Below are 21464 nucleotides of genomic sequence, written 5' to 3' on the forward strand. Positions count from 1 at the left end.
GATGCCTTGGATTGCGCGCGGCCCCGGGCCAGTGCCACCGCGGAACCGGCTCCGCCGGGCCGCCGGTGGCGTCCCCCCTCGGGGGGGAAGCCGCGCAGCGGCTCAGGGGGCTCAACTAAAGCGGACGTATTCAAAGTCGACCGGCTGGCGGTTGATGCCCATCACCGGCGGCGCGATCCAGCCCGCGAACTTGCCGGGCTCCACCACGCGGCCCATCAGCGACGCGACGAACGCAAAGTCCTCGGGCGTGGGCAGCCACTCGGCCTTGCGCGCTGCCCATTCCACGTCGTTCACCACGCGGCCGTCGGGCGACATCTTGATGCCGGCCAGGGCGCCTATCTGGCGGTTGAAGGCCTTGTGCGGCACCGACAGGCGCGTGGGGATGCCGGCTTTTTCCAGCACCTTGTTCCAGCGGCCCACGCCGGCCATCGAGTCCTTGATGAAGTCGTCGCGCAGCACCTCGTTCAGCGCGTTGAGCATGGGCACGTCCTTTTCCAGCAGCTGGCCGTCCTTGACCTCCAGCACCTTGTAGGTCTGGCCCTTGAGGATGTGGTCGTCCGTGCGTTTGCCTTCTTCGTAGCGGCCCTTGAGGCCCGAGCTGTAGAAGATGGCTGCGTTGCTCGACTGGTCGGCGCCGAACAGGTCGATGGTCACGCTGTAGTGGAAGTTCAGGTAGCGCTGCACTGTGCCCAGGTCGATGGCGCCGGCGGCGCGCACCTTGGCCGGGTCGTCGGTCTTCAGCTCATTCATCACCTGTGCGGTGCGCGCCAGCACGCGCGAGACGCCGGACTCGCCCACGAACATGTGGTGGGCTTCCTCGGTCAGCATGAACTTGGTGGTGCGGGCCAGCGGGTCGAATGCGCTCTCTGCCAGCGCCGACAGCTGGAATTTGCCGTCGCGGTCGGTGAAGTAGGTGAACATGAAGAACGCAAGCCAGTCGGGCGTCTTCTCGTTGAAGGCGCCCAGGATGCGCGGGTTGTCCACGTCGCCCGAGGTGCGCTGCAGCAGTGCCTCGGCTTCTTCCCGGCCGTCGCGGCCGAAGTGCTTGTGCAGCAGGTAGACCATGGCCCACAGGTGGCGGCCTTCTTCCACATTGATCTGGAACAGGTTGCGCAGGTCGTACATGCTGGGCGCGGTGAGGCCCAGGTGGCGCTGCTGCTCCACCGACGCGGGCTCGGTGTCGCCCTGCGTCACGATGATGCGGCGCAGGTTGGCGCGGTGTTCGCCGGGCACGTCCTGCCAGGCCTTCTCGCCCTTGTGGTCGCCGAAGTGAATCTCGCGGTTGGCGTCGCCCGGGTTCAGGAAGATGCCCCAGCGGTAGTCGCGCATCTTCACGTGGCCGAACTGTGCCCAGCCCTGCGGGTCCACGCTCACGGCGGTGCGCAGGTAGACCTCGTGGTCGGTCGAGCCCTCGGGGCCCACGTCGTCCCACCAGTTGATGAAGTTGGGCTGCCAGCCTTCGAGCGCGCGCTGCAGCGTGCGGTCTTCGCCCAGGTTGACGTTGTTGGGGATCTTCTCGCTGTAGTTGATCGTGCTCATGGCCAGTCCTTCAAGTGGAGGTTCATATCCGTTCGGCCTGAGCTTGTCGAAGGCTTGCGCAGTGCTTCGACAAGCTCAGCCTGAACGGGTGGGGAGGTCAATCGGTTGGGTGGGGGTTTGGGGTCAGACGCGGTTCAGATCGAAGCCGGCTTTTTCACCGGTACCGTAGACCTTGAGCGCTCCCTTGTCGCCCACGGCGTTGGGGCGGTTGAAGATCCAGTTCTGCCAGGCGGTCAGGCGGCCGAAGATGCGGGTGTTCATGTTCTCCTTGCTGGCAAAGCGCAGGTTGGCCTCCAGCCCGGTGAGCGAGTCGGGCGACATCGCGGCGCGCTCCTCGATGGCGATGCGGATCTCGTCGTCCCAGTCGATGTCGTCCGGGGCGGCGGTCACCAGGCCCAGGGCCAGCGCGGCGTCCGCATCCAGCGGCGTGCCGGCCGCGGCGCGCGCGGCTTCCAGCGGTGCGGCTTCTTCGTAGAAGCGGCGCTGCAGGCGGCTTTGGTCGTTCACCATCGGCAGCAGCCCGAAGTTGAACTCGTTGAGCGTGAGCTTGGGCGCGCGCTCGGCATCGTCGGGCAGGGCCAGCATGTAGGTGCGGTCGGCGGCCAGCGCCAGTTCGGCCAGCGATCCGGCAAACGCCGAGCCCGACTCCACCAGCGCGAACAGGCTGCGCGAGGACACATCCAGCCGCGCGAACGTGCGGCGCAGCGCGCCGATGGTCTCGCGCACCAGCCAGTGGTCCTGGTGCGCGATCAGCGTGGCGTCGCTGGCCAGCACGGCCTGGGCATCGCCCTCGGTCTTGAGCAGCCAGGTGCCGATGTCGAGTTCGTTGGTGCGCAGGTTCAGGATGGCGTCGTCCAGCTGGCGCGCCAGGGCCAGCGGCCACCAGGCGGCGCCTGCGGCCTCGATGCCGGCGATGTCCGTGGGTTGCGCGCCGGTGGGCGCCTTCAGCGTGAGGGTGGCCGTGCGGCGGGTGCGGTCGATGTCGACGCTGACATGGGCGTAGCGCAGGCTGTCGGCGCCTTCTTCGCGCTCCACGCGGGTCAGGGCCACGCCGTTTGCGTTGGCTGGGCGGTGGCTGCCATGGGCCAGGCGCGCCGCCGCGTCATCGACGGCGGCCGCGAACTGCGCCGGCTTGGCGATGCGGTCCACCAGGCGCCAGTCCACCGCGCGCTGGCCGCGCACGCCTTCCACGCTGGTGCAGAAGATGTCGGCCAGGTCGTGGCGTACGTGGCGCTTGTCGGTCACGCGCGTCAGGCCACCGGTGCCGGGCAGCACGCCCAGCAGGGGCACTTCAGGCAGCGACACGGCCGACGAGCGGTCGTCCACCAGCACGATCTCGTCGCAGGCCAGGGCCAGCTCGTAGCCGCCGCCCGCGCAGGCGCCGTTCACGGCGGCGACGAACTTCAGGCCCGAGTGCTTGGAGGAGTCCTCGATGCCGTTGCGCGTCTCGTTGGTGAACTTGCAGAAGTTCACCTTCCAGGCGTGGCTGGAGACACCCAGCATGAAGATGTTGGCGCCCGAGCAGAAGATGCGGTCCTTGGCGCTGGTGACGATCACCGTGCGCACGCCCGGGTGCTCGAAGCGCACGCGGTTGAGCGCGTCGTGCAGCTCGATGTCCACGCCCAGGTCGTAGCTGTTGAGCTTGAGCTTGTAGCCGGGGCGGATGCCGCCGTCTTCGGCAATGTCGAGCGACAGGCGGGCAATGGGGCCATCCACCGCCAGCTTCCAGTGGCGGTACTGCGTGGGGTCCGTGCGGTAGTCAACGCGGGTGGGTGCGGTGGTCTGGGCGGTCATGGGGCGTCTCCGTCAAATCTTGCAACAGGAATAATAATGCATCAATTGATCTGTTGATGTGCATCATGGTGCATGTTTGCGGGCAAGTCAATGCATGCGCGAATTTTTCGAGGATTTTTGTGGCCGCCGGGCGAGTGGGTCGCGCCGATGAGCCGGTCAGCAGGCGACGTCGGGGCGTGCCCGGACACGGGCGGACGCAGGCCCACGTGAAGGGCTGCACCGGCGGAAGGGGCGGAAGGGGCGGAAGGGGTGCGCGGCCCCAGAGGCCCCGCGTCCCGCGTCTACCAGCTGGGTGTCAGTCGGGTCGGTCGACCATGAGCCTGCGCACCCCGGTGCGCAGCTGCCGCAGGCTGTCGTCCACAGCCTGCCCCGAGGTGTCGATGGTCAGGTCCGCCTTCGAATAGAAGGCTGCCCGGCCTTCCAGGATGCGGCGCAGGTCGTCCATGGCTTCCTTGCTGGCGGCCATGGGGCGCATGTCGCCCTGGGCCAGCACGCGGCCCATGTGCTCCTCGGGCGCGGCGCGCAGCCACACCGTGGTGCAGTGCGCCAGCAGCTCGTTGAAGGTGGCAGGGTCTGAGACGATGCCGCCGGGCGTGGCGATCACCACCTCGCTGTGGATCTGCACGATCTCCTCGAGCGCGCGGCGTTCGTAGCGGCGGTAGGCGGTGGTGCCGTACAGGTCGTGGATCTCGCGCACGCTGCAGCCCGCCAGGGTCTCGATCTCGCGGCTCAGCTCGATGAACGGCACGTCCAGGTCGCGCGCCAGCAGGGGCCCCAGCGTGGACTTGCCCGCGCCGCGCAGCCCCACCAGCGCGATGCGCCGGTGGCGTGCCGAGTCGCTGGCGCCGTTGTTCAGCAGCTCGTGCAGCGCCAGCCGCGCGCGGCGCAGCTCGGGCTCGCTGCGGTGCTCCAGCAGCTCCCGGATCAGCAGCCACTCGGGCGACCGGGTAGTGAAGTCGCCCACCAGCTCGGCCAGTGAGCAGTGCAGCGCGCCGGCCACCTGCTGCAACACCAGGATGGACGCGTTGCCCGTGCCGTACTCCAGGTTGGCCAGGTGCCGTTCCGACACATCGGCCGCCACCGCCACCGCCTTGCGCGTGAGCCCGCGCTGCGCCCGCAGGTTGCGCACCCGCTCGCCCAGGGCGGTCAGCAGGGGGTTGCGGGCTTCGTCGGCAGGCCCTGGCGCGACCTCGCCCAGGGCTGGGGGCAAGGTGGCGGTGTCTTCTGGTTCGTTCATGTCCATCCTCAAATTCACATCGGCTGCACCTGGGCATTTTGCGGTGCATCCCCCGGGCGGCCCGCGCGGCCGGACACCGTAGGGGAAAACACCATGCATGCACTATAGTGCTTGACACTGCATCAAGCATTACCTATCGTTCATGTGCAGGCAAGATACTGCACATTGCCGAATCACACAAGAAAATGCATGCAGCACTGTGCACGCTGCGCTCCATTGTCCCAGCCACCCACGAGTCGCCATGTCCGATAAAGCAGCATTCCATGAAGCCCTGGCCGCATTGACCGGGCAGATCGCAGGCCGACGTCTGGACCGTGACCTGCAAACCTGGCTCAACCAGACGCACGGCCAGGGAAGCGACGCCTACCGGCAGCTCAAGGCGGGTTGCCTGGCGGGCGTGGCGCAAGGCTGGCTCTGCGAGCGCGAGGGCGGTGGCATCCGCTACGGCCGGGTCTTCCAGGCAGACGACGCGCTGCACCGCTTCTCGGTGGACGTGGTGGACATGCAGGACATCGCCGGCCCGCACCACACCCATCCGCTCGGAGAGATCGACCTGATCATGCCGCTGGAGGGCGACGCCACCTTCGACGGGCACCCCGCCGGCTGGTGCGTGTACCCGCCCGGCAGCGCCCACCGCCCCACCGTGGCCCAGGGCCGCTCGCTGGTGCTCTACCTGCTGCCCGAGGGGCAGATTCAATTCACGCGCTGAAGGCACGGCGGGCTCGCCGCCCGACTTGTCCGCTGCATCGCTGCCGCCACCGACATCGCCACCGCGGGCGCTGCCGACCACCTGCAAGAAAGATCTTCATGACCGAACTGCTCCCCAACTACGCTGCCGGACGCTGGCAAACCGGCCAGGGCCCGGGCGCCGTGCTCCAGGACCCGGTGCTGGGCCACGACCTGGTGCGCGTGGATGCCACGGGCCTCGACCTGCCCGAGGCCTTCCGGTTCGCCCGCGAACAGGGCGGCTCGGCATTGCGTGCGTTGACCTACCGGCAGCGCGCCGCGCTACTGGGCGCCGTGGTCAAGGTACTTCAAACCCACCGCGACGCGTACTACGAGATCGCCACGGCCAACAGCGGCACGGTGAAGAACGACTCCGCCGTGGACATCGACGGCGGCATCTTCACGCTGGGCCAGTACGCCAAATGGGGCGATGCGCTGGGCGATGTGCGCGCGCTGCGCGATGGCGACGCCGCCCGGCTCGGCAAGGAGCCCGTGTTCCTGTCGCAGCACCTGCAGGTGCCCGCGCGCGGCGTGGCGCTGTTCATCAACGCCTTCAACTTCCCGGCCTGGGGCCTGTGGGAAAAGGCGGCGCCCGCGCTGCTCTCCGGCGTGCCGGTGATCGTCAAGCCCGCCACGTCCACCGCCTGGCTCACGCAGCGCATGGTGCGCGACGTGGTCGATGCGGGCGTGCTGCCGGCGGGCGCGCTGTCGGTCATTGCAGGCAGCTCGGCCGGGCTCATGGACCAGCTCGGGCCGTTCGACGTGGTCTCGTTCACCGGCTCGGCCGACACGGCCGGCATCATCCGCGCCCACCCTGCGGTGGCCCAGCGCTCGGTGCGCGCCAACATCGAGGCCGACAGCCTCAACAGTGCGCTGCTGCTGCCCGATGCGGCGCCCGGCAGCGACGCCTTCAACCTGCTGGTGCGCGAAGTGGTGCGCGAGATGACCGTCAAGTCGGGCCAGAAATGCACCGCCATCCGCCGCATCCTGGTGCCGGCGGGTTTGTACGGCGCAGCGGCCGAGGCCATTGGCGCCAAGCTCGCAGGCGTGACGGTGGGCAACCCCCGCAACGACGGCGTGCGCATGGGCTCGCTCGTCAGCACGGCCCAACTGCACGCCGTGCGCGAGGGGCTTGCGCAGCTGAGCGCCCACGCCGACATCCTGCACGACGGCCGCCACCAGCCGCTGGTGGACGCCGACCCCGCCGTGGCCGCTTGCATCGGCCCGGTGCTGCTGGGTGTGCGCGACGCCGATGCGGCAGCCGTGGTACACGATGTGGAGGTGTTCGGCCCCGTCGCCACGCTCGTGCCCTACCGCGACGTGGACCATGCCGTATCGCTGGCGCAGCGCGGGCAGGGGTCACTCGTCACGTCGCTGTACGGGGCGGATGACGCGGCTTTGGCACACGCAGCCGTGCAATTGGCGGCCAGCCATGGCCGTGTGCACGTGGTGACGCCCGACGTCGCGCAGGCCCACACCGGCCACGGCAACGTGATGCCCATGTCGCTGCACGGCGGCCCCGGGCGCGCAGGCGGCGGCGCGGAGCTGGGCGGCCTGCGTGCGCTCGACTTCTACCACCAGCGCAGTGCGGTGCAGGCCAGCCCCGGCGTGCTGGCTGCGCTGGGCCTCTGACAACCGCAGCAACAAACGCCAGTCAGCCAGCCAGCCCACGTCCGCACAGAACACAGCCAGCGAGCCGGAGACATCGCCATGAACGAATTGCCCGAGCGTTTCAACTTTGCGCAGCACCTGTTCGACCTGAACCGCGACCACGCGAAGCGCACCGCCTACATCGACGACCGCGGCACGCTGAGCTACGGCGACCTGCAGGACCGCGCCCGGCGCCTGGCCGGTGTGCTGGTGGATGCCGGCCTGCGGCGCGAAGAGCGGGTGCTGATGCTGATGCACGACACCAGCGACTGGCCTGTGTGCTTTCTGGGCTGCCTGTACGCCGGCGTGGTGCCCGTGGCGGTCAACACCCTGCTCACCGCGGACGACTACGCCTACATGCTGGGCCACAGTCGCGCGCAGGCCGTGCTGGTGTCGGGCGCGTTGCTGCCCATCTTGCACAGCGCCATGGCGCTCGGCCCGCACGAGGTGGCCGCGCTGTGGGTGTCTCAGCCCACGCAAACGCTCGGCAAAGGGGCTGTGGACCTGGAAAACGCCATTTCTTACGCAGAGCCACTGCCTGCGCCTGCCGCCACCGGGCCCGACGACCCGGGCTTCTGGCTGTACTCGTCGGGCTCCACCGGCAAGCCCAAGGGCACGGTGCATACCCACGGCAACCTCTGGTGGACGGCCGAGCTATACGGCAAGCCCGTGCTGGGCCTCACGCGCGACGACGTGTGCTTCTCGGCCGCCAAGCTGTACTTCGCCTACGGGCTGGGCAACGCGCTCACCTTCCCGCTGTCGGTGGGCGCCACCGTGGTGCTGATGGCCGAGCGGCCCACGCCCGACGCCACCTTTCAGCGCTGGGTGGACCACCGGCCCACCGTATTCTTCGGTGCGCCCACCGGCTTTGCGGGCATGCTGGCCTCGCCCCGGCTGCCGGCGCGCGCCCAGGTGGCGCTGCGCATGTGCTCGTCCGCCGGCGAGGCACTGCCCGCCGACATCGCCCAGCGCTTCAAGGCGCATTTCGGCTGCGACATCATCGACGGCATCGGCTCCACCGAGATGCTGCACATCTTCCTGTCCAACCGCCCGGGCGACATCCGCTACGGCAGCACCGGCAAGCCCGTGCCCGGCTACGACATCGCGCTGCGCGGCGAGGACGGCGGCACCGTGGCCGACGGCGAGGTGGGCGACCTGTATATCCGGGGCCCCAGCGCCGCCCTGATGTACTGGAACAACCGCGACAAGACGCGCGACACCTTCCAGGGCGGCTGGACCAAGAGCGGCGACAAGTACGTGCGCGACGCGGACGGCTACTACACCTACGCCGGGCGCAGCGACGATATGCTCAAGGTCAGCGGCATCTACGTCTCGCCCTTCGAGGTCGAGGCCACGCTGATGCAGCACACCGCCGTGCTCGAGGCTGCAGTCATCGGGGTGCTGGATGGCGAGGGGTTGACCAAGACCAAGGCCTTTGTGGTGCTCAAGGACGGCCAGGCGGCAACGGACGACGAGCTCAAGACCTTCGTCAAGGACCGCCTGGCACCGTACAAATACCCGCGCCTCATCGAGTTCGTGCCCGAGCTGCCCAAGACCGCCACCGGCAAGATCCAGCGCTTTCGCCTGCGCGAGCAGGAGGCCCGGGCGTGAGCGCCACGGCGAGCTCCGGCGGCCCGGCGTCTCTGGCCAGCATCTCCTGGCGGGGGCAGGTCGTGCAGGTCGAGTACCAGTGGATAGCGCCCGAGCGCACGCAGGCACCGCTGGTGGTCTTTTTGCACGAAGGCCTGGGCTCGGTGGCGATGTGGAAGGACTTCCCCGCGCAGCTGTGCGCGGCGGGCGGGTTTCGGGGCCTGATGTTCTCGCGCCCTGGCTACGGCCGCTCCACGCCACGTGCGCCCGATGAGCACTGGGGCGTGGACTTCATGCACCGGCAGGCACACGAGGTACTGCCCGCGCTGCTGCAGGCCCTGGGCGTGGTGGAAGCGCCCTGGCTCTTCGGCCACAGCGACGGAGCGTCCATCGCGCTGCTGTACGCAGCGAAGTTTCCGAACCACGTGGCCGGCCTGGTGCTGCTGGCCCCGCACATCTTGGTCGAGGACGTGACCATCGCCAACATCGAGCTGGCGCGCACGGCCTATGAAACCACCGACCTTCGAAACAAGCTTGGCCGCTACCACGACGACGCGGACTCGGCCTTCTGGGGCTGGAACCGCATCTGGCTCGACCCCGCATTTCGCACGTGGAACATCGGAGCGGACATCACCGCCGTGCGAGCCCCCGTGCTGGCCGTGCAGGGCTTGGACGACGAATACGGCACGCTGGCGCAGATCCGCGGCATTGCCGGGCGCGTGCCTGGCACGCAGTTGCTGGAGCTTGACGGATGTGCACATTCCCCCCACCGTGACCGGCCCGGCGACGTGATCTCCGAGACGGTGGCGTTCATCCATGGAGCATGTGGCACACGACCTTGAGTGCACGTGAACGCCACCATCACCTTTCCCTCCGTTCGGGCTGAGCTTGTCGAAGCCAGGTACAGCGCTTCAACAAACTCAGCGTAAAAGGCTGTGGGTCGGTGAAACTACTCCACCCGCCGCCGCAAGCTCTCCAGGTCCACCACGGTAATCCCCCCGTACTCGATCTGCAGCACGCCCTCGGCCTCCAGCCGCTTCAGGGCCGAGTTGCAGCGCTGGCGCGACACGCCCGACAGGTTGGCGATCTCCTCCTGCGAGACCTGCAGGTGCGGGTCGCTGCCGGGGTGCAGAAAAGGGTGGAACAGACCGGCCAGCGCACGCGCCACCTGGCTGTCGGTGTCCATCAGGTGGTGGGCCGTGAAGTTGCCCAGGAACCAGTGCATGCGCTCGTTGATCTGGCGCAGCAAAAAGTGGTCGAAGCTGCGCTGTGTGGCGTGCAGCCATTCAAAAGTCTCCACCGGCAGCAGCGCCACGCGGCTGGGGCGCAGCGCAATGATGTCTGCCGTGCGCGCCACGCCGCGTAGCAGCGTGCCCTCGCCGAACCAGCTGCCCGCCGACAGCCCGCCCAGCGTCACGGAGCGGCCGTTGTCGGACGTCACCGTCCACTTGAGCAGCCCTTCGATCGCGCCGTACCAGTGCCGAGGCACGTCGCCGCGGCGGCACAGCGCGCTGCCTTGCGGCACATCGACTTCGCGCAGTTCATCGAGCACGCGCTGCTGGGCCGGGGCATCCAGCACCGGGAACCAGGCCGAGTCGGCCAGAAGCTCGGCCACCGTGGGCGGTGCCTTGTTGACCAGCATGGTGAAGCGTTCTCCAACGGGCAGGGCCGCACGGTTCCTCGTATACCCTGAGTCCAAATGTCATCGCAATGACTGAGTATGCAAGCGCCCAAAAAAATAATGCGTGCACTACCATTTTCCCTCAGCCGATGCCATGACAAAGCGCAAAGTCATCGTGACCATCGCCCCCACCGGCGGCATGGCGCACAAATCGCAGAACCCGCACCTGCCCACCCAGCCCGCCGAGATCGCCGAGGACGTGCAGCGCTGCTGGAACGCCGGGGCCAGCGTGGTGGCCATCCATGCGCGCAGGCCCGATGACGGCGCCACCTGCAACGCCGACATCTACCACGACATCAACACCCGCATCCGCGCCAAGGGCTGCGACATCGTCATCAACAACTCCACGGGCGGCGGCGTGCACGGCGACATGGTCAAACCACTGCCCGGCAACCGCTGGGAAATCGCCTGGGAAGAGCGCATCAAGGGCATGGACGCAGGTGCCGAGATGTGCACCCTGGACGCCACCACGCTCAACCTGAGCTTCGACGGCCGCGAGATCCTGATGGACACGCCGCTGAGCCGCGGCCGCGAGCTGGCCGCCGGCATGAAGGCGCGCGGCATCAAGCCCGAGTGGGAGGTCTTCAGCCCCACCCACATCCTGCAGGACACCACCACCCTCATCGAAGAGGGGCATGACGACGACGGCCCGCATTTCATCAACCTGGTGATGAACGTGCACCGCGCCTTCCAGAACGCCATGCCGTACTCGCCACGCCACCTGCAGATGATGGTGGACACGCTGCCCAAAAACAGCCTGTTCTGCGTGAGCGGCATCGGCCCCTCGCAGCTCGAAGCCAATGTCGCTGCCCTGCTGCTGGGCGGCCATGCGCGCGTGGGGCTGGAGGACAACCTGTACTACCGCCACGGCGAGCTGGCCACCAACGTGCAGCTCACCGAGCGCATCGTGCGCGTGATCCGCGAGCTGGGCATGGAGCCCGCCACGCCCGCCGAGGCCCGCGCGCTGATGGGCCTGCCGCGCGTGGGCGGCCCCCGCCCTGAATTCGCGCCGCACTGAACGGCACCATCCCGCCACCGCATCCATCGCCGCCGCACCCATCCCCACCAAAAAGAAAGAGGAGACAAGGAATGATGAAGCCGACACGCCGCCAGTTCATGCACCACGTGGGTGCTGCCACCGCGCTCGGGGCCCTCGCGCCCTGGAGCGCCTTTGCGCAGACCATCGAGCAGGTCAAGATCCTGTATGGCTTTCCGGCCGGCAGCGCGGGCGACAGCGTCGCGCGGCGCGTGGGCGAAAAGCTGGCGGGCTCCGCGTACACCCGCAACAGCGCGGTGGTGGAGAACAAGCCCGGCGCGGGTGGCCGCATTGCGCTGGAGTCGCTTAAGGGCGCACCGGTGGACGGCAGCGTGCTCACGCTCTCGCCGTTCTCGTGCACGTCGATCTACCCGCACATCTACAGCAAGCTGAGCTACGACCCGGTGAAGGATTTCGTGCCCGTGTCCATCGGCGCGGTCATGCACCATGGCCTGGCCGTGGGCCCGCTGGTGCCGGCTTCGGTCAAGACCGTGAAGGACTACCTGGCCTGGGCCAAGGCCAACCCGGGCCAGGCCAACTACGGCTCGCCCGCCGCGGGCTCCACGCCGCACTTCATCGGTGCGCTGCTGGGGATCAACAACGGCGTGGACTTGAAGCATGTGCCCTACCGCGGCTCCATCCCCGGCGTGACCGATGTGGTGGGCGGGCAGATCGCGTCCATGGTCACCCCGAGCGGCGACTTCATCCCCAACCACAAGGCGGGCAAGCTGCGGCTGATCGCCACGTCCGGCCAGGCACGCTCGCCGTTCTCGCCCGAAGTGGCGACCTTCGCGGAGCAGGGCTTCCCCGAGCTCACGACCGAGGAATGGTTCGGGTTCTACGCCCCCGCCCGCACGCCGGCCAGCGTGGTGGCCGCCGCCAATGCGGCCATCAACCAGGCCATCAAGGAGAAGGCCGTGATCGACAGCCTGGCTGTCGTGGGCCTGATCGCCAAGGGGTCGACCCAGGCCGAGATGGCAGCGTCGCAGCAGGCGGAGTTCGAGCGCTGGGGGCCGCTGGTCAAGAAGATCGGGTTCACGGCCGAGTCTTGAACAGGTCTTGACGCACCCCTGAGCCGCTGCGCAACAACGACAAGGAAAATCTTCGATGGATTCGACAGTGAAGCGCGTGGCCGTGGTGGCCACCGGCGTCATCGGCGCCAGCTGGGCGGCCTACTTTCTGGCGCAGGGCCTGGACGTGGAGGCCACCGACCCCGCTGAAGGCGCCGAGCAGAGGCTGCGCGATGCGGTGGGCCGGCACTGGCCCGCGCTGGAGCAACAAGGGCTGGCACCCGGCGCCAGCATGGCCCGGCTGCGGTTTCACGCGCGGCTGGAAGATGCGGTGGCGCAAGCGGACTTCGTGCAGGAGAACGGACCGGAGCGCGAGGATTTCAAGGCCGACCTGATGCGCCGCATCGACGCGGCGGCACCCCCGCACGCCATCGTGGCGTCCAGCTCGTCGGGCCTGTCGGTATCGGCCATGCAGGCCCGGTGCGCCCGGCCGGAGCGCATCGTGCTGGGGCACCCGTTCAACCCGCCACACATGATCCCGCTGGTCGAGGTGGGTGGGGGCGAGAAGACGTCGCCCGCGGCCATCGCCGCCGCAATGGCCTTCTACACCGCCATCGGCAAGCGCCCCATCCATGTGCGCCGCGAGATCCTGGGCCACATCGCCAACCGCCTGCAGGCCGCACTGTGGCGCGAGGCGTTCCACCTGGTGAATGAAGGCGTGGCCAGCGTGGCCGACATCGACACCGCCATCGCCCAGGGCCCCGGCCTGCGGTGGGCGCTGATGGGCCCTTTCATGAACCTGCACCTGTCCGGTGGCGACGGCGGCATGGCCCATCTGCTGGCCCACCTGGGCGGCCCCATCGAAGGCTGGTGGGACGACCTGGGCGCGCCGCGCATGACGCCCGAGCTGCAGCGCCGCGTGGTCGAGGGCGTGGACCAGGCGCTCGGCGGGCGCACGCAGGCAGAGCTGGCGCAGGCGCGCGATGTCGTGCTCATCGGCCTGCTGCGCGCCAAGAGCGCATCCCCCGGACTGGACACGCCGACCTGATGCGCCGGGCGCTCCCCATCACCTGCCTCACCCAGACACCGCCAGAGAGACACCACGCCATGCACCCCGGATTCCTTGACGACGACACCCAGATCGCGCTGGCATTGACCACCCAGACCCGTGCGGACGACGGCTCGATCACGCTGCAGTCCCCCGTGCCGCTGGGCGACTATGCGCGCTGCATCGGCGAGTGGCTGGAGCACTGGGCGCGCGAGACGCCCGACGCGCTGGCCCTGGCCGAGCGCGATGAAAAAGGTGAGCACTGGCGCCGCCTGACGTATGGCGAGTTGCGCCGCGCCGTGGGCGCCGTGGCGCAGTCGCTGCTCGACCTGAAGCTGCCGGCCGACCGCCCCGTGGCGATCCTGTCGGACAACGCGGTGGACCACGCGGTGCTCATGCTCGCGGCGATGCATGTGGGCCTGGCCTCGTGCTCGCTGTCCAGCGCCTACGCGCGCTCCAAGGACTCCACTCGGCTGCACAGCATGCTCGCGGCGCTGGGGCCGTCGCTGATCTATGCGTCCGATGCCCGGGCATACGCACCGGCCTTGGCAGGCTATGCATCGGACGCCCTGCAGGTGTTCAGCCGCCACGCCGACGAGGTGCCGGGCGCGCTGCCCTTCGCGCGGCTGCTGCAGGGGGTGGAGACCCCGGCCGTGCGCCAGGCGTTCGACGCCATCGCGCCCGACGACCATGCCAAGTACCTGCTGACGTCGGGCTCCACCGGCCGGCCCAAGGTGGTCATCAACACCCACCGCATGCTCTGCGCCAACCAGCAGATGATGGCCCAGACCTGGCCCTTCCTGACCCACGAAAAACCGGTGCTCGTGGACTGGCTGCCGTGGAGCCACACGTTCGGCGGCAACCACAACCTGAACATGGTGCTGTGCCACGGCGGCTCGCTCTACATCGACGAAGGGCGGCCCGTGCCCGGGCTCATCGAGAAGACGGTGCGCAACCTGCGCGACGTGAAGCCCACGATGCTGTTCAACGTGCCGCGCGGCTTCGACATGCTGCTGCCCTTCCTCGAAGCGGACGAGCAACTGGCCGCCGAGGTCCTGTCGCGCATGCGGCTGGCGTTCTATGCGGCTGCGGCGCTCGCGCCGTCCACCTGGCAGCGGCTCGAAGCGCTGGCCCTGCGCGTGCGGCCCGCGCAGCCGCTGTGGCTGACGACGTCCTGGGGCTCCACCGAGACGTCGCCCGCCGTCACCAGCGCGCACTGGCGGCTGGAGAAGGCCGGCTGCATCGGCGCGCCGCTGCCCGGGCTGGCGCTCAAGCTCGTGCCCAATGGCAGCAAGCTGGAGATGCGGGTCAAGGGCGTGTCGGTGTTTCCGGGCTACCGCAACGCGCCGGCCGAGACGGCGGCCGCGTTCGACAGCGAGGGTTTCTACCGCATCGGCGACGCCGGCTACCTGGTGGACCCCGAGCGGCCCGAGCGCGGCGTGGTCTTCAACGGGCGCGTGGCCGAAGACTTCAAGCTCTCCAGCGGCAGCTGGGTGTCGGTGGGCACGCTGCGCGTGGAGCTGATCTCGCAGCTCGCGCCGCTGGTGCAGGACATCGTGCTCACCGGCCACAACCACGACGAAGTGGGCATGCTGGTGTTCCCGTCGGCAGCGGGCGCGGCCGACCCTGCGAAGCTCACCGCCGCCCTGCAGGGCGTGATGCGGGCCCGGCGCAACGCCGGCGCGGGCTCGTCGCAGTGCCCCACGCGCGCCCTGGTGCTGGCGCAGCCGCCCGATGCGGACAGCGGCGAGATCACCGACAAGGGCTACATCAACCAGGGCGCGGTGCTGGCGCGGCGGGCCGCCGACGTGGCGCTCCTGCAGGCCAGCCCGGTGGACGAACGGGTCATCACCGGCTAGTCCATCTTTACAAACCGGGGCAGGCCCAAGTCCTTACAATATGAGAATCATTCTTATTAGCCACGGGCCTGACCACACTGCGCCCCCAGCCGTCCCGGTCCCGAACCTGCTGCGTTCGGGCCGCCCTTTGTCAGGCTGCGTGCGCCGTGGTTGCCCACTATTACCAAGAACTGCTGAACTACTTTGCCCGCATGGTGCGCAGCCGCGACACGGCGGCAGACCTGGTGCACGAGGCCTACGCGCGCGTGCTGGCGCTGCAGCGCAGCGGCGAGGCCGTGGCCCAGCCGCGCGCGCTGCTGTACCGCACCGCGCGCAACCTGCTCATTGACCAGCACCGCCGCCATGTGGTGCGGGGCACGGTGCCTTCGGAGGCCGACGACAGCCTGCCTGACGTTGCCGAATTGCCCGCACCCGCCGTGTGCGAGCCCGAAGCCGCCTTCACCTCCGCGCAAGGCGTGGCCTCGATGATCGCCACCATCGAATCGCTGCCGCTGCGTTGCCGCGAAGCGTTCATCCTGCACAAGTTCGACGGGCTGTCGCAGGCCGAGGTGGCCGCGCAGATGGGCATCTCGCGCAAGATGGTGGAGCAGCACATAAAGCGCGCCATGGTGGCCTGCCGCGCGTGCCGTGCCACCGCGCAGGGGGAGGAGCAGCCATGAGCGCGCAGTCCCCCATGCCCATGCCGGACGGCGCCAACGACTGCATCGACGCCATCGACCACATCGACGGTGAAGCCTTGGACTGGCTCGTGCGCAGCCAGGGCGCACCGGATGCCGCCACGCTGCAGGCCCTGCATGCGTGGCGCGACGCCGACCCGCGGCATGCGGCGGCGCTGGCGCGCTGGCAGCAGGAGTGGCGCGCGCTCGACGCATTCCCCGCAACGGCAGTCCGGCAGCTGCGCGCGGGCTTGACGCAGGACAAGGCCCGTGCCGGCGCACCGGCCCGCCCACGTGCATGGACCTGGAGTTGGAGCTGGAGTTGGGGGCAGGGCGCCGCCACGGCCGCATCGGTCTGCCTGGTGGCTGCTGCCACGGTCATGGGCTACCACCACTGGCAGCAGCAACCCGTGTATGAGCAGGCCCTCTCCACCGGCCTGGGCCAGCAGTCCGAGGTGCACCTGCCCGATGGCAGCACCGTGCGCCTGGACACGAACACCCGCCTGGACGTCACCTTCCGCCGCCAGCGCCGCGAGGTGGTGCTGCCGGAAGGGCAGGCTGTGTTCAGGGTGCAGGGCGATGTCGCGCGGCCGTTCGACGTGCTGGCGGGGCCCCTGCGCATCACGGTGGTGGGCACCCGGTTCTCGGTGCGCTACACGCCCGGCGTGCCGGGCGACGCTGGTGTGCGCGTGGCGGTGGAAGAGGGCCGCGTGCGCGTGGCGCGCGCTGCCGATGCCGGGCCCGAGGTGGTGGAGCTGACCGCAGGCCAGCAGGTGCGCAGCGCTGCGGACGGCCACCTTGCCGCCATCGCCCCCGTGCCCCCTGCGGGCATTGCACCCTGGCGCGATGGGCGGGTGAGCTTTGACGACACGCCCTTGTCGCAGGCGCTGGCCGAGTTCGCCCGGTACGGCTCCACGCAACTCGTGGTGCGCGACCCTGGCGTGGGGGCCCTGCGCCTGACCGGCACGTTCGACCCGCGGCGGCTCGATAACTTCACGCGGGCACTGCCCAGTGTGTTGCCCGTGCAACTGCGCGCGCACGGCGCGGTCACCGAGATCGTGGCCGCTCCCCACCCTCAGTAGCCGCCCGCAGTAGCCACTGCCGGTAGCGGCCGGCAGCAGGCCATTGCTGGCCGTTCCTGGCCGCCCGCCGCTGGCGGATGGGTCTGCGCGCCTGTGGGTCCCGCGCGCCCCGCCTTGCCCTGCACAGGGCCCCGCATCTTTTTTCAAAAAACTTGGCCCACCGACCTAGGGGGATGGCTTCGGCCTGCGTCTACATGAGAAGGCGTCTTATTCAAACATCCATTCCAACATCCGTTTCCAGGGAGATCTCTCACATGCCTTGCACCCGATTCCGGCCCGCCCCGTTGGCCCTGGCCGCCGCGCTCAGCCTGGCGGCCATGGGCGCCAGCGCCCAGGTGGCGCCCGCCGCCGCGCAGCCCGCCGTGGCGCTCAGCATTGCCGCGCAGCCGCTGGCCCAGGCGCTCAACGACCTGGCGCGCCAGTCGCGCATGGAGCTCATGGTGCAGCCCGCACTGGTGGCCGGGCGCTCGGCGCAGGCCGTGAACGGGTCGCTCACGGTGCGCGAGGCGCTGGACCGGCTGCTCGCCGGCTCGGGCCTGGTGGGCGTGATCGAAGGCACCAGCATCGTGGTGCGCAGGCCGCCTGCGGCGGCTTCATCGGGTGCTGCGGGTGCTGCCGGCGAGACCAGCCTGGCCGAAGTGCGGGTGCAGGCCCAGGCCGAGCCCAGCGCGCTCACCGAGCACAGCGGCTCCTACACCACGCGCCAGGCGGGCACGTCCACGCCGCTCGCCCTGTCGCTGCGCGAGACGCCCCAGTCGGTCAGCGTGATCACGCGCCAGCGCATGGAAGACCAGGGCCTGACCCAGCTGTCCGACGTGGTCGCGCAGACGCCCGGGCTGGTGTTCAGCCAGAGCGGCAACCAAGGCTCGGACACCTCGCCCATCTACTCGCGCGGCTTCTCGGTCAATACCTACATGATCGACGGCGTCCGCCAGACGGACTCCAACTACTCGAGCATCTTCCAGACCAACGACATGGCGATGTTCGACCGCGTGGAAGTGGTGCGCGGCGCCTCGGGCCTCATGAACGGCATCGGCACACCGGGCGCGGCCATCAACATGATCCGCAAGCGGCCCACCGCCGACTTCCAGGCCTCGGTGCGGGCCGAGGCGGGCTCGTGGAACCATGTGCGGACCGAGGCGGACATCGCCGGGCCCATCAACGCGTCGGGCAGCGTGCGGGGCCGCCTGGTGGCCGCCGCGCAGGACAACGACTCCTACATCGACCGCCTCAAGGAGCGCAAGAAGCTGCTCTACGGCGTGGTCGAGGCCGACCTCACCGCACAGACGCAGTTGCTGGCTGGCGCTTCGGTGCAGCACCACGACGCCACGGGCCATGCGCGCGGCGGCCTGCCGGCCTACTACTCCGACGGCACGCGCACGCAATGGAGCCGCTCGGCCTCGGCCGCGCCGCCCTGGGCGTATTCCAAGCGCCACTACACCTCGGTGTTCGCGGCGCTGGAGCACCGCTTCAGCGACGACTGGAAGGTCAAGGCTACGGCCACCCGCACCAACAACTTCTACGACGAGCTGATCGGCTACGCCAGTGGCGGTGCACCGGTGCGCGCCACCGGCGCGGGGGTGACGCTGTGGGCGGGCCGCTGGAGCGCCACGCCCCGCCAGGACAGCCTGGACGTGCAGACCACGGGCCGCTTCGACCTGCTGGGCCGCAAGCACGACGTGGCCTTCGGCGCGCAGATGTCGCGCACCAGCTACGACGCGCCGTCGTACACCAACTGGACGCACGCGGGCTGGAGCAGCGCCATCGGCAACATCTTCACCTGGGACGGCACCTCGCCCGCCGCGCCGGCCAACCCCAGCATCGGCCGCAACACGTCGGACGAACGCCTGAACAGCGCCTACGCCACCGTGCGCTTCAAGCCCACGGATGCGCTGGCCGTGCTGGCCGGCGCGCGCGTGGTGGACTGGAGCCGCGCGCAGACCAGCACCCGCTTTTCCACCGGTGCCACCACCGCCAACAACCGCTACGAAAGCGGCGAGGTGACCCCGTACCTGGGCTTGGTCTACGACATCGACCGCAACTGGTCGGCGTACACCAGCTACACGACCATCTTCACGCCGCAGAGCCTGCGCCTGGCCAACGGCGACTACATGGACCCGCAGACGGGCGACAGCTTCGAGCTGGGCGTGAAGGGCGCGTTCCTGAACGACCGCCTCAACGTCTCGGGCGCCATCTACAAGGCGCGGCAGGACAACCTGGGCGTGGCCATTCCCAACGTGTTCGCCCCGGACGGCAGCCAGGCCTACGAGGCCGTCTCGGGCACCAGCACGCGCGGCTTCGAGGTCGAGGCCACGGGCGAGGTGCGCCCGGGCTGGCAGGTCGCGGCGGGCTTCTCGCGCAACCTCACGCAGGACCGCCTGCGCACCCGCCTGCTCACCGACGTGCCGCAGAACACGGCCAAGCTGTTCACCAGCTACCGCATCGCGGGCATCGGCAAGGGCCTGACCGTGGGCGGCGGCCTGCGCTGGCAGAACCAGATCTACCGCGACAACCAGGGCGCCGCGCGCGTGCGGTTCACGCAGCCCGCGTATGCGGTGGTCGACCTCATGGTGCGCTACGCCATCACCGACACGGTGGCCGTCACGGCCAACCTGCGCAACGCCCTCGACAAGGTGTACTACACCTCGGTCGGCAACTCGTACTACGGTGCGCCGCGCAGCCTGCAGGTGGCGCTGGACGTGCGGTTCTGATGCACCCCCTGAGTCGCTTTGCGCCGTCCCCCTGGAAAGGGGACGCTCCCAGCGCGGCGGGGCGGCCCTTGCGCGGGAGCCCTGGCCTGTGTTGCGCCAGTTTTACCGGCAGGGAGTGATGCATGCCATCGCATCTCTGCAACCGGAGTGATCTGCCATGAAAGAAGGCTTTCGCCAGTGCATGGCCTGGCTGCACACCTGGGTCGGGCTGGTGGTGGGCTGGGTGCTGTTCTTCGTGTTCGTGACGGGCACGGCCGGCTACTTCGCGCACGAGATCGACCGGTGGATGCGCCCCGAGCTGCCCCTGGCGACCGATGCCGCGGCGGTGGACCCGCACCGGGCGGTCGCGCTGGCGCAGGCCTACCTGCAGGCCAACGCGCCGCCACAGTCGCAGGACTGGTCGGTGCAGCTGCCCGGCCAGCGCGGCAGCAGCGCACTGAGCGTGAGCTGGCGCGAGCCGCCCGCCGATGGCAAGCCCGGCGCGCGCGGCCGCTTCGTGCGCCGAACGCTCGACCCGGCCACCGGCCAGGCAGCCGCCGAGCCCGTGGTGCGCAAGACCGGCGGCGGCCACCTGCTGTACCGCATGCACTACATGCTGCACTACGTGCCGTATGACGTGGCGATCCGCCTGGTGGGCGCTTGCACCATGCTGATGCTCATGGCCGTGGTGACCGGGGTCATCACCCACAAGAAGATCTTCGTGGACTTCTTCACCTTCCGGCCGGGCAAGGGGCAGCGCTCGTGGCTGGACGCGCACAACATCATCAGCGTGACGGCGCTGCCGTTTTTTCTGATGATCACGTACAGCGGGCTGGTGTTCTTCCTGTTCCAGTACATGCCGGCGGGCCTGGCGGCCAGCCACTATGCGGGCAACGCGCAGGTGTTCTACGACGACCTGCTGCAGCGATCGGCCGCTGTGGATGCCACTGTTTCCGCGCAGCCGCTCACCGCTTTGGCGCCGCTGGTGGCCCAGGCCGAGGCGCAGTGGGGCGCGGGCCAGGTCGCGCGCGTGGGCGTGCAGCAGCCCGGGCGCGCCGATGCCGACGTGCAGCTGGTGCGCATGGCGGGCGGGCAGATTGCCGGCAGCGACCGGCTGCGCTTTGATGCCCGCACGGGCGAGGCCCTGCCGCCCAAGGCCGAGGACGGCGCGGCCCGCGAGACGCAGGACGTCCTGCTGGCCCTGCACGAAGGCCGCTTTGCAGGGCCCGTGCTGCGCTGGCTGTACTTTGCGAGCGGCCTCTTGGGCTGCGCGATGATCGCCACCGGCCTGGTGTTGTGGACGGCCAAGCGCCGCACCCAACAGGACAAGCGGGCCAAGGCGGGCGGCAAGCCCGAGTTCGGCTTTCGGCTGGTGGAGTGCCTGAACATCGGCACCGTGGCCGGCCTGCCCGTGGCCGTGGCCGCGTACTTCTGGGCCAACCGCCTGATCCCGGCGGACTTCGCCACCCGCCGCGAGTGGGAGGCGCACGTGCTCTTCATCACCTGGGGCGTGCTGCTGCTGTACCCGGCCTGGCGCACGCCGCTGCGCGCGTGGCTCGAATCGCTGTGGCTGGCCGCCGCGGCGTTTGCGCTGCTGCCCCTGCTCAACGCACTGACCACCGACCGCCACCTGGGCGTCACCCTGCCTGCGGGCGACTGGGTGCTGGCCGGGTTCGACCTCACCATGCTGGCGCTGGGCGCGTGCCTTGCGGTCGCTGCACGCCGCGTGCACCGCCGGCAGCGCGCTGCGGCGGAGCCCGCACGCGCCCGTGGTGCCGTGGTCGCCGGTGCCGCCCTCTAGCGCGCCGCAGTGCTTCTTCCCCGATTTCTCTTTCTTCTTTTTCTTCTTCTTCTTCTCGATCTTCA

16 protein-coding genes are annotated in these 21464 nt (G+C 69.4%); 12 read left to right on the forward strand and 4 right to left on the reverse strand.

All coding sequences use genetic code 11. The features are described 5' to 3' along the window. Positions 1-111 precede the first annotated feature (111 nt). The 3 genes from boxB to ASF16_RS12205 all read right to left on the reverse strand — a co-directional run bounded on the left by boxB (position 112) and on the right by ASF16_RS12205 (position 4570). Positions 112-1539: a benzoyl-CoA 2,3-epoxidase subunit BoxB gene (boxB, locus tag ASF16_RS12195; protein WP_056167226.1), complete on the reverse strand. Its 1428-nt coding sequence runs from the start codon at positions 1537-1539 to the stop codon at positions 112-114. 123 nt (positions 1540-1662) lie between these two features. Next, positions 1663-3333, reverse strand: a complete 1671-nt coding sequence (gene boxC / locus ASF16_RS12200; RefSeq protein ID WP_056167231.1) for a 2,3-epoxybenzoyl-CoA dihydrolase — start codon at positions 3331-3333, stop codon at positions 1663-1665. Positions 3334-3628: 295 nt separating this feature from the next. After that, on the reverse strand, positions 3629-4570 hold the full coding sequence (locus ASF16_RS12205; protein ID WP_056169063.1) for a helix-turn-helix transcriptional regulator: 942 nt from the start codon (positions 4568-4570) through the stop codon (positions 3629-3631). 241 nt (positions 4571-4811) lie between these two features. Between ASF16_RS12205 and ASF16_RS12210 the strand changes: the two genes are divergently transcribed. The 4 genes from ASF16_RS12210 to ASF16_RS12225 all read left to right on the forward strand — a co-directional run bounded on the left by ASF16_RS12210 (position 4812) and on the right by ASF16_RS12225 (position 9378). Beyond that, positions 4812-5279, forward strand: coding sequence for a DUF4863 family protein (locus ASF16_RS12210; protein WP_056167234.1), 468 nt, complete (start codon positions 4812-4814; stop codon positions 5277-5279). Between the two features lie 98 nt (positions 5280-5377). After that, complete coding sequence (locus ASF16_RS12215) at positions 5378-6928, forward strand: 3,4-dehydroadipyl-CoA semialdehyde dehydrogenase (RefSeq protein WP_056167236.1); 1551 nt, start codon at positions 5378-5380, stop codon at positions 6926-6928. A gap of 78 nt (positions 6929-7006) precedes the next feature. After that, positions 7007-8557, forward strand: a complete 1551-nt coding sequence (locus ASF16_RS12220) for a benzoate-CoA ligase family protein (RefSeq protein WP_056167239.1) — start codon at positions 7007-7009, stop codon at positions 8555-8557. Continuing rightward, a complete protein-coding gene (locus ASF16_RS12225; protein WP_056167240.1) occupies positions 8554-9378 on the forward strand; it encodes an alpha/beta fold hydrolase in 825 nt (274 codons plus the stop codon). Before ASF16_RS12220 ends, ASF16_RS12225 begins: the two co-directional genes overlap by 4 nt. Positions 9379-9485: 107 nt before the next feature. On the opposite strand, the gene ASF16_RS12230 is transcribed toward ASF16_RS12225, so the two are convergent. Then, entirely contained in the window at positions 9486-10178 is a 693-nt protein-coding gene (locus tag ASF16_RS12230) for a Crp/Fnr family transcriptional regulator (RefSeq protein WP_056167243.1), read from the reverse strand. A gap of 133 nt (positions 10179-10311) precedes the next feature. On the opposite strand from ASF16_RS12230, the gene ASF16_RS12235 reads away from it, so the two are divergent. From ASF16_RS12235 to ASF16_RS12270, 8 genes are all read left to right on the forward strand, one after another. Then, positions 10312-11235: a 3-keto-5-aminohexanoate cleavage protein gene (locus ASF16_RS12235; protein WP_056167246.1), complete on the forward strand. Its 924-nt coding sequence runs from the start codon at positions 10312-10314 to the stop codon at positions 11233-11235. 74 nt (positions 11236-11309) lie between these two features. Then, positions 11310-12305 carry a Bug family tripartite tricarboxylate transporter substrate binding protein gene (locus ASF16_RS12240; protein ID WP_056169065.1) on the forward strand — a complete coding sequence of 332 codons (996 nt, stop codon included), beginning with the start codon at positions 11310-11312 and terminating at the stop codon, positions 12303-12305. A gap of 55 nt (positions 12306-12360) precedes the next feature. After that, positions 12361-13311, forward strand: coding sequence for a 3-hydroxyacyl-CoA dehydrogenase NAD-binding domain-containing protein (locus ASF16_RS12245; RefSeq protein WP_056167249.1), 951 nt, complete (start codon positions 12361-12363; stop codon positions 13309-13311). A gap of 59 nt (positions 13312-13370) precedes the next feature. Beyond that, positions 13371-15170, forward strand: coding sequence for a feruloyl-CoA synthase (locus ASF16_RS12250; RefSeq protein WP_056167252.1), 1800 nt, complete (start codon positions 13371-13373; stop codon positions 15168-15170). Between the two features lie 146 nt (positions 15171-15316). Continuing rightward, the gene (locus ASF16_RS12255; RefSeq protein ID WP_056167255.1) at positions 15317-15829 is read left to right on the forward strand and encodes a sigma-70 family RNA polymerase sigma factor; all 513 of its coding nucleotides are present in this window, start codon (positions 15317-15319) and stop codon (positions 15827-15829) included. Next, complete coding sequence (locus ASF16_RS12260) at positions 15826-16908, forward strand: FecR domain-containing protein (protein ID WP_235507351.1); 1083 nt, start codon at positions 15826-15828, stop codon at positions 16906-16908. The genes ASF16_RS12255 and ASF16_RS12260 overlap by 4 nt, the downstream gene beginning before the upstream one ends. Positions 16909-17162: 254 nt before the next feature. After that, the gene (locus tag ASF16_RS12265; protein WP_056167258.1) at positions 17163-19619 is read left to right on the forward strand and encodes a TonB-dependent receptor; all 2457 of its coding nucleotides are present in this window, start codon (positions 17163-17165) and stop codon (positions 19617-19619) included. A gap of 157 nt (positions 19620-19776) precedes the next feature. Then, a complete protein-coding gene (locus tag ASF16_RS12270; protein WP_056167261.1) occupies positions 19777-21399 on the forward strand; it encodes a PepSY domain-containing protein in 1623 nt (540 codons plus the stop codon). The last annotated feature ends 65 nt before the right edge of the window (positions 21400-21464 follow it).

Origin of the sequence: Acidovorax sp. Leaf78, assembly GCF_001422735.1 — a bacterium.
Classification (GTDB): domain Bacteria; phylum Pseudomonadota; class Gammaproteobacteria; order Burkholderiales; family Burkholderiaceae_C; genus Acidovorax.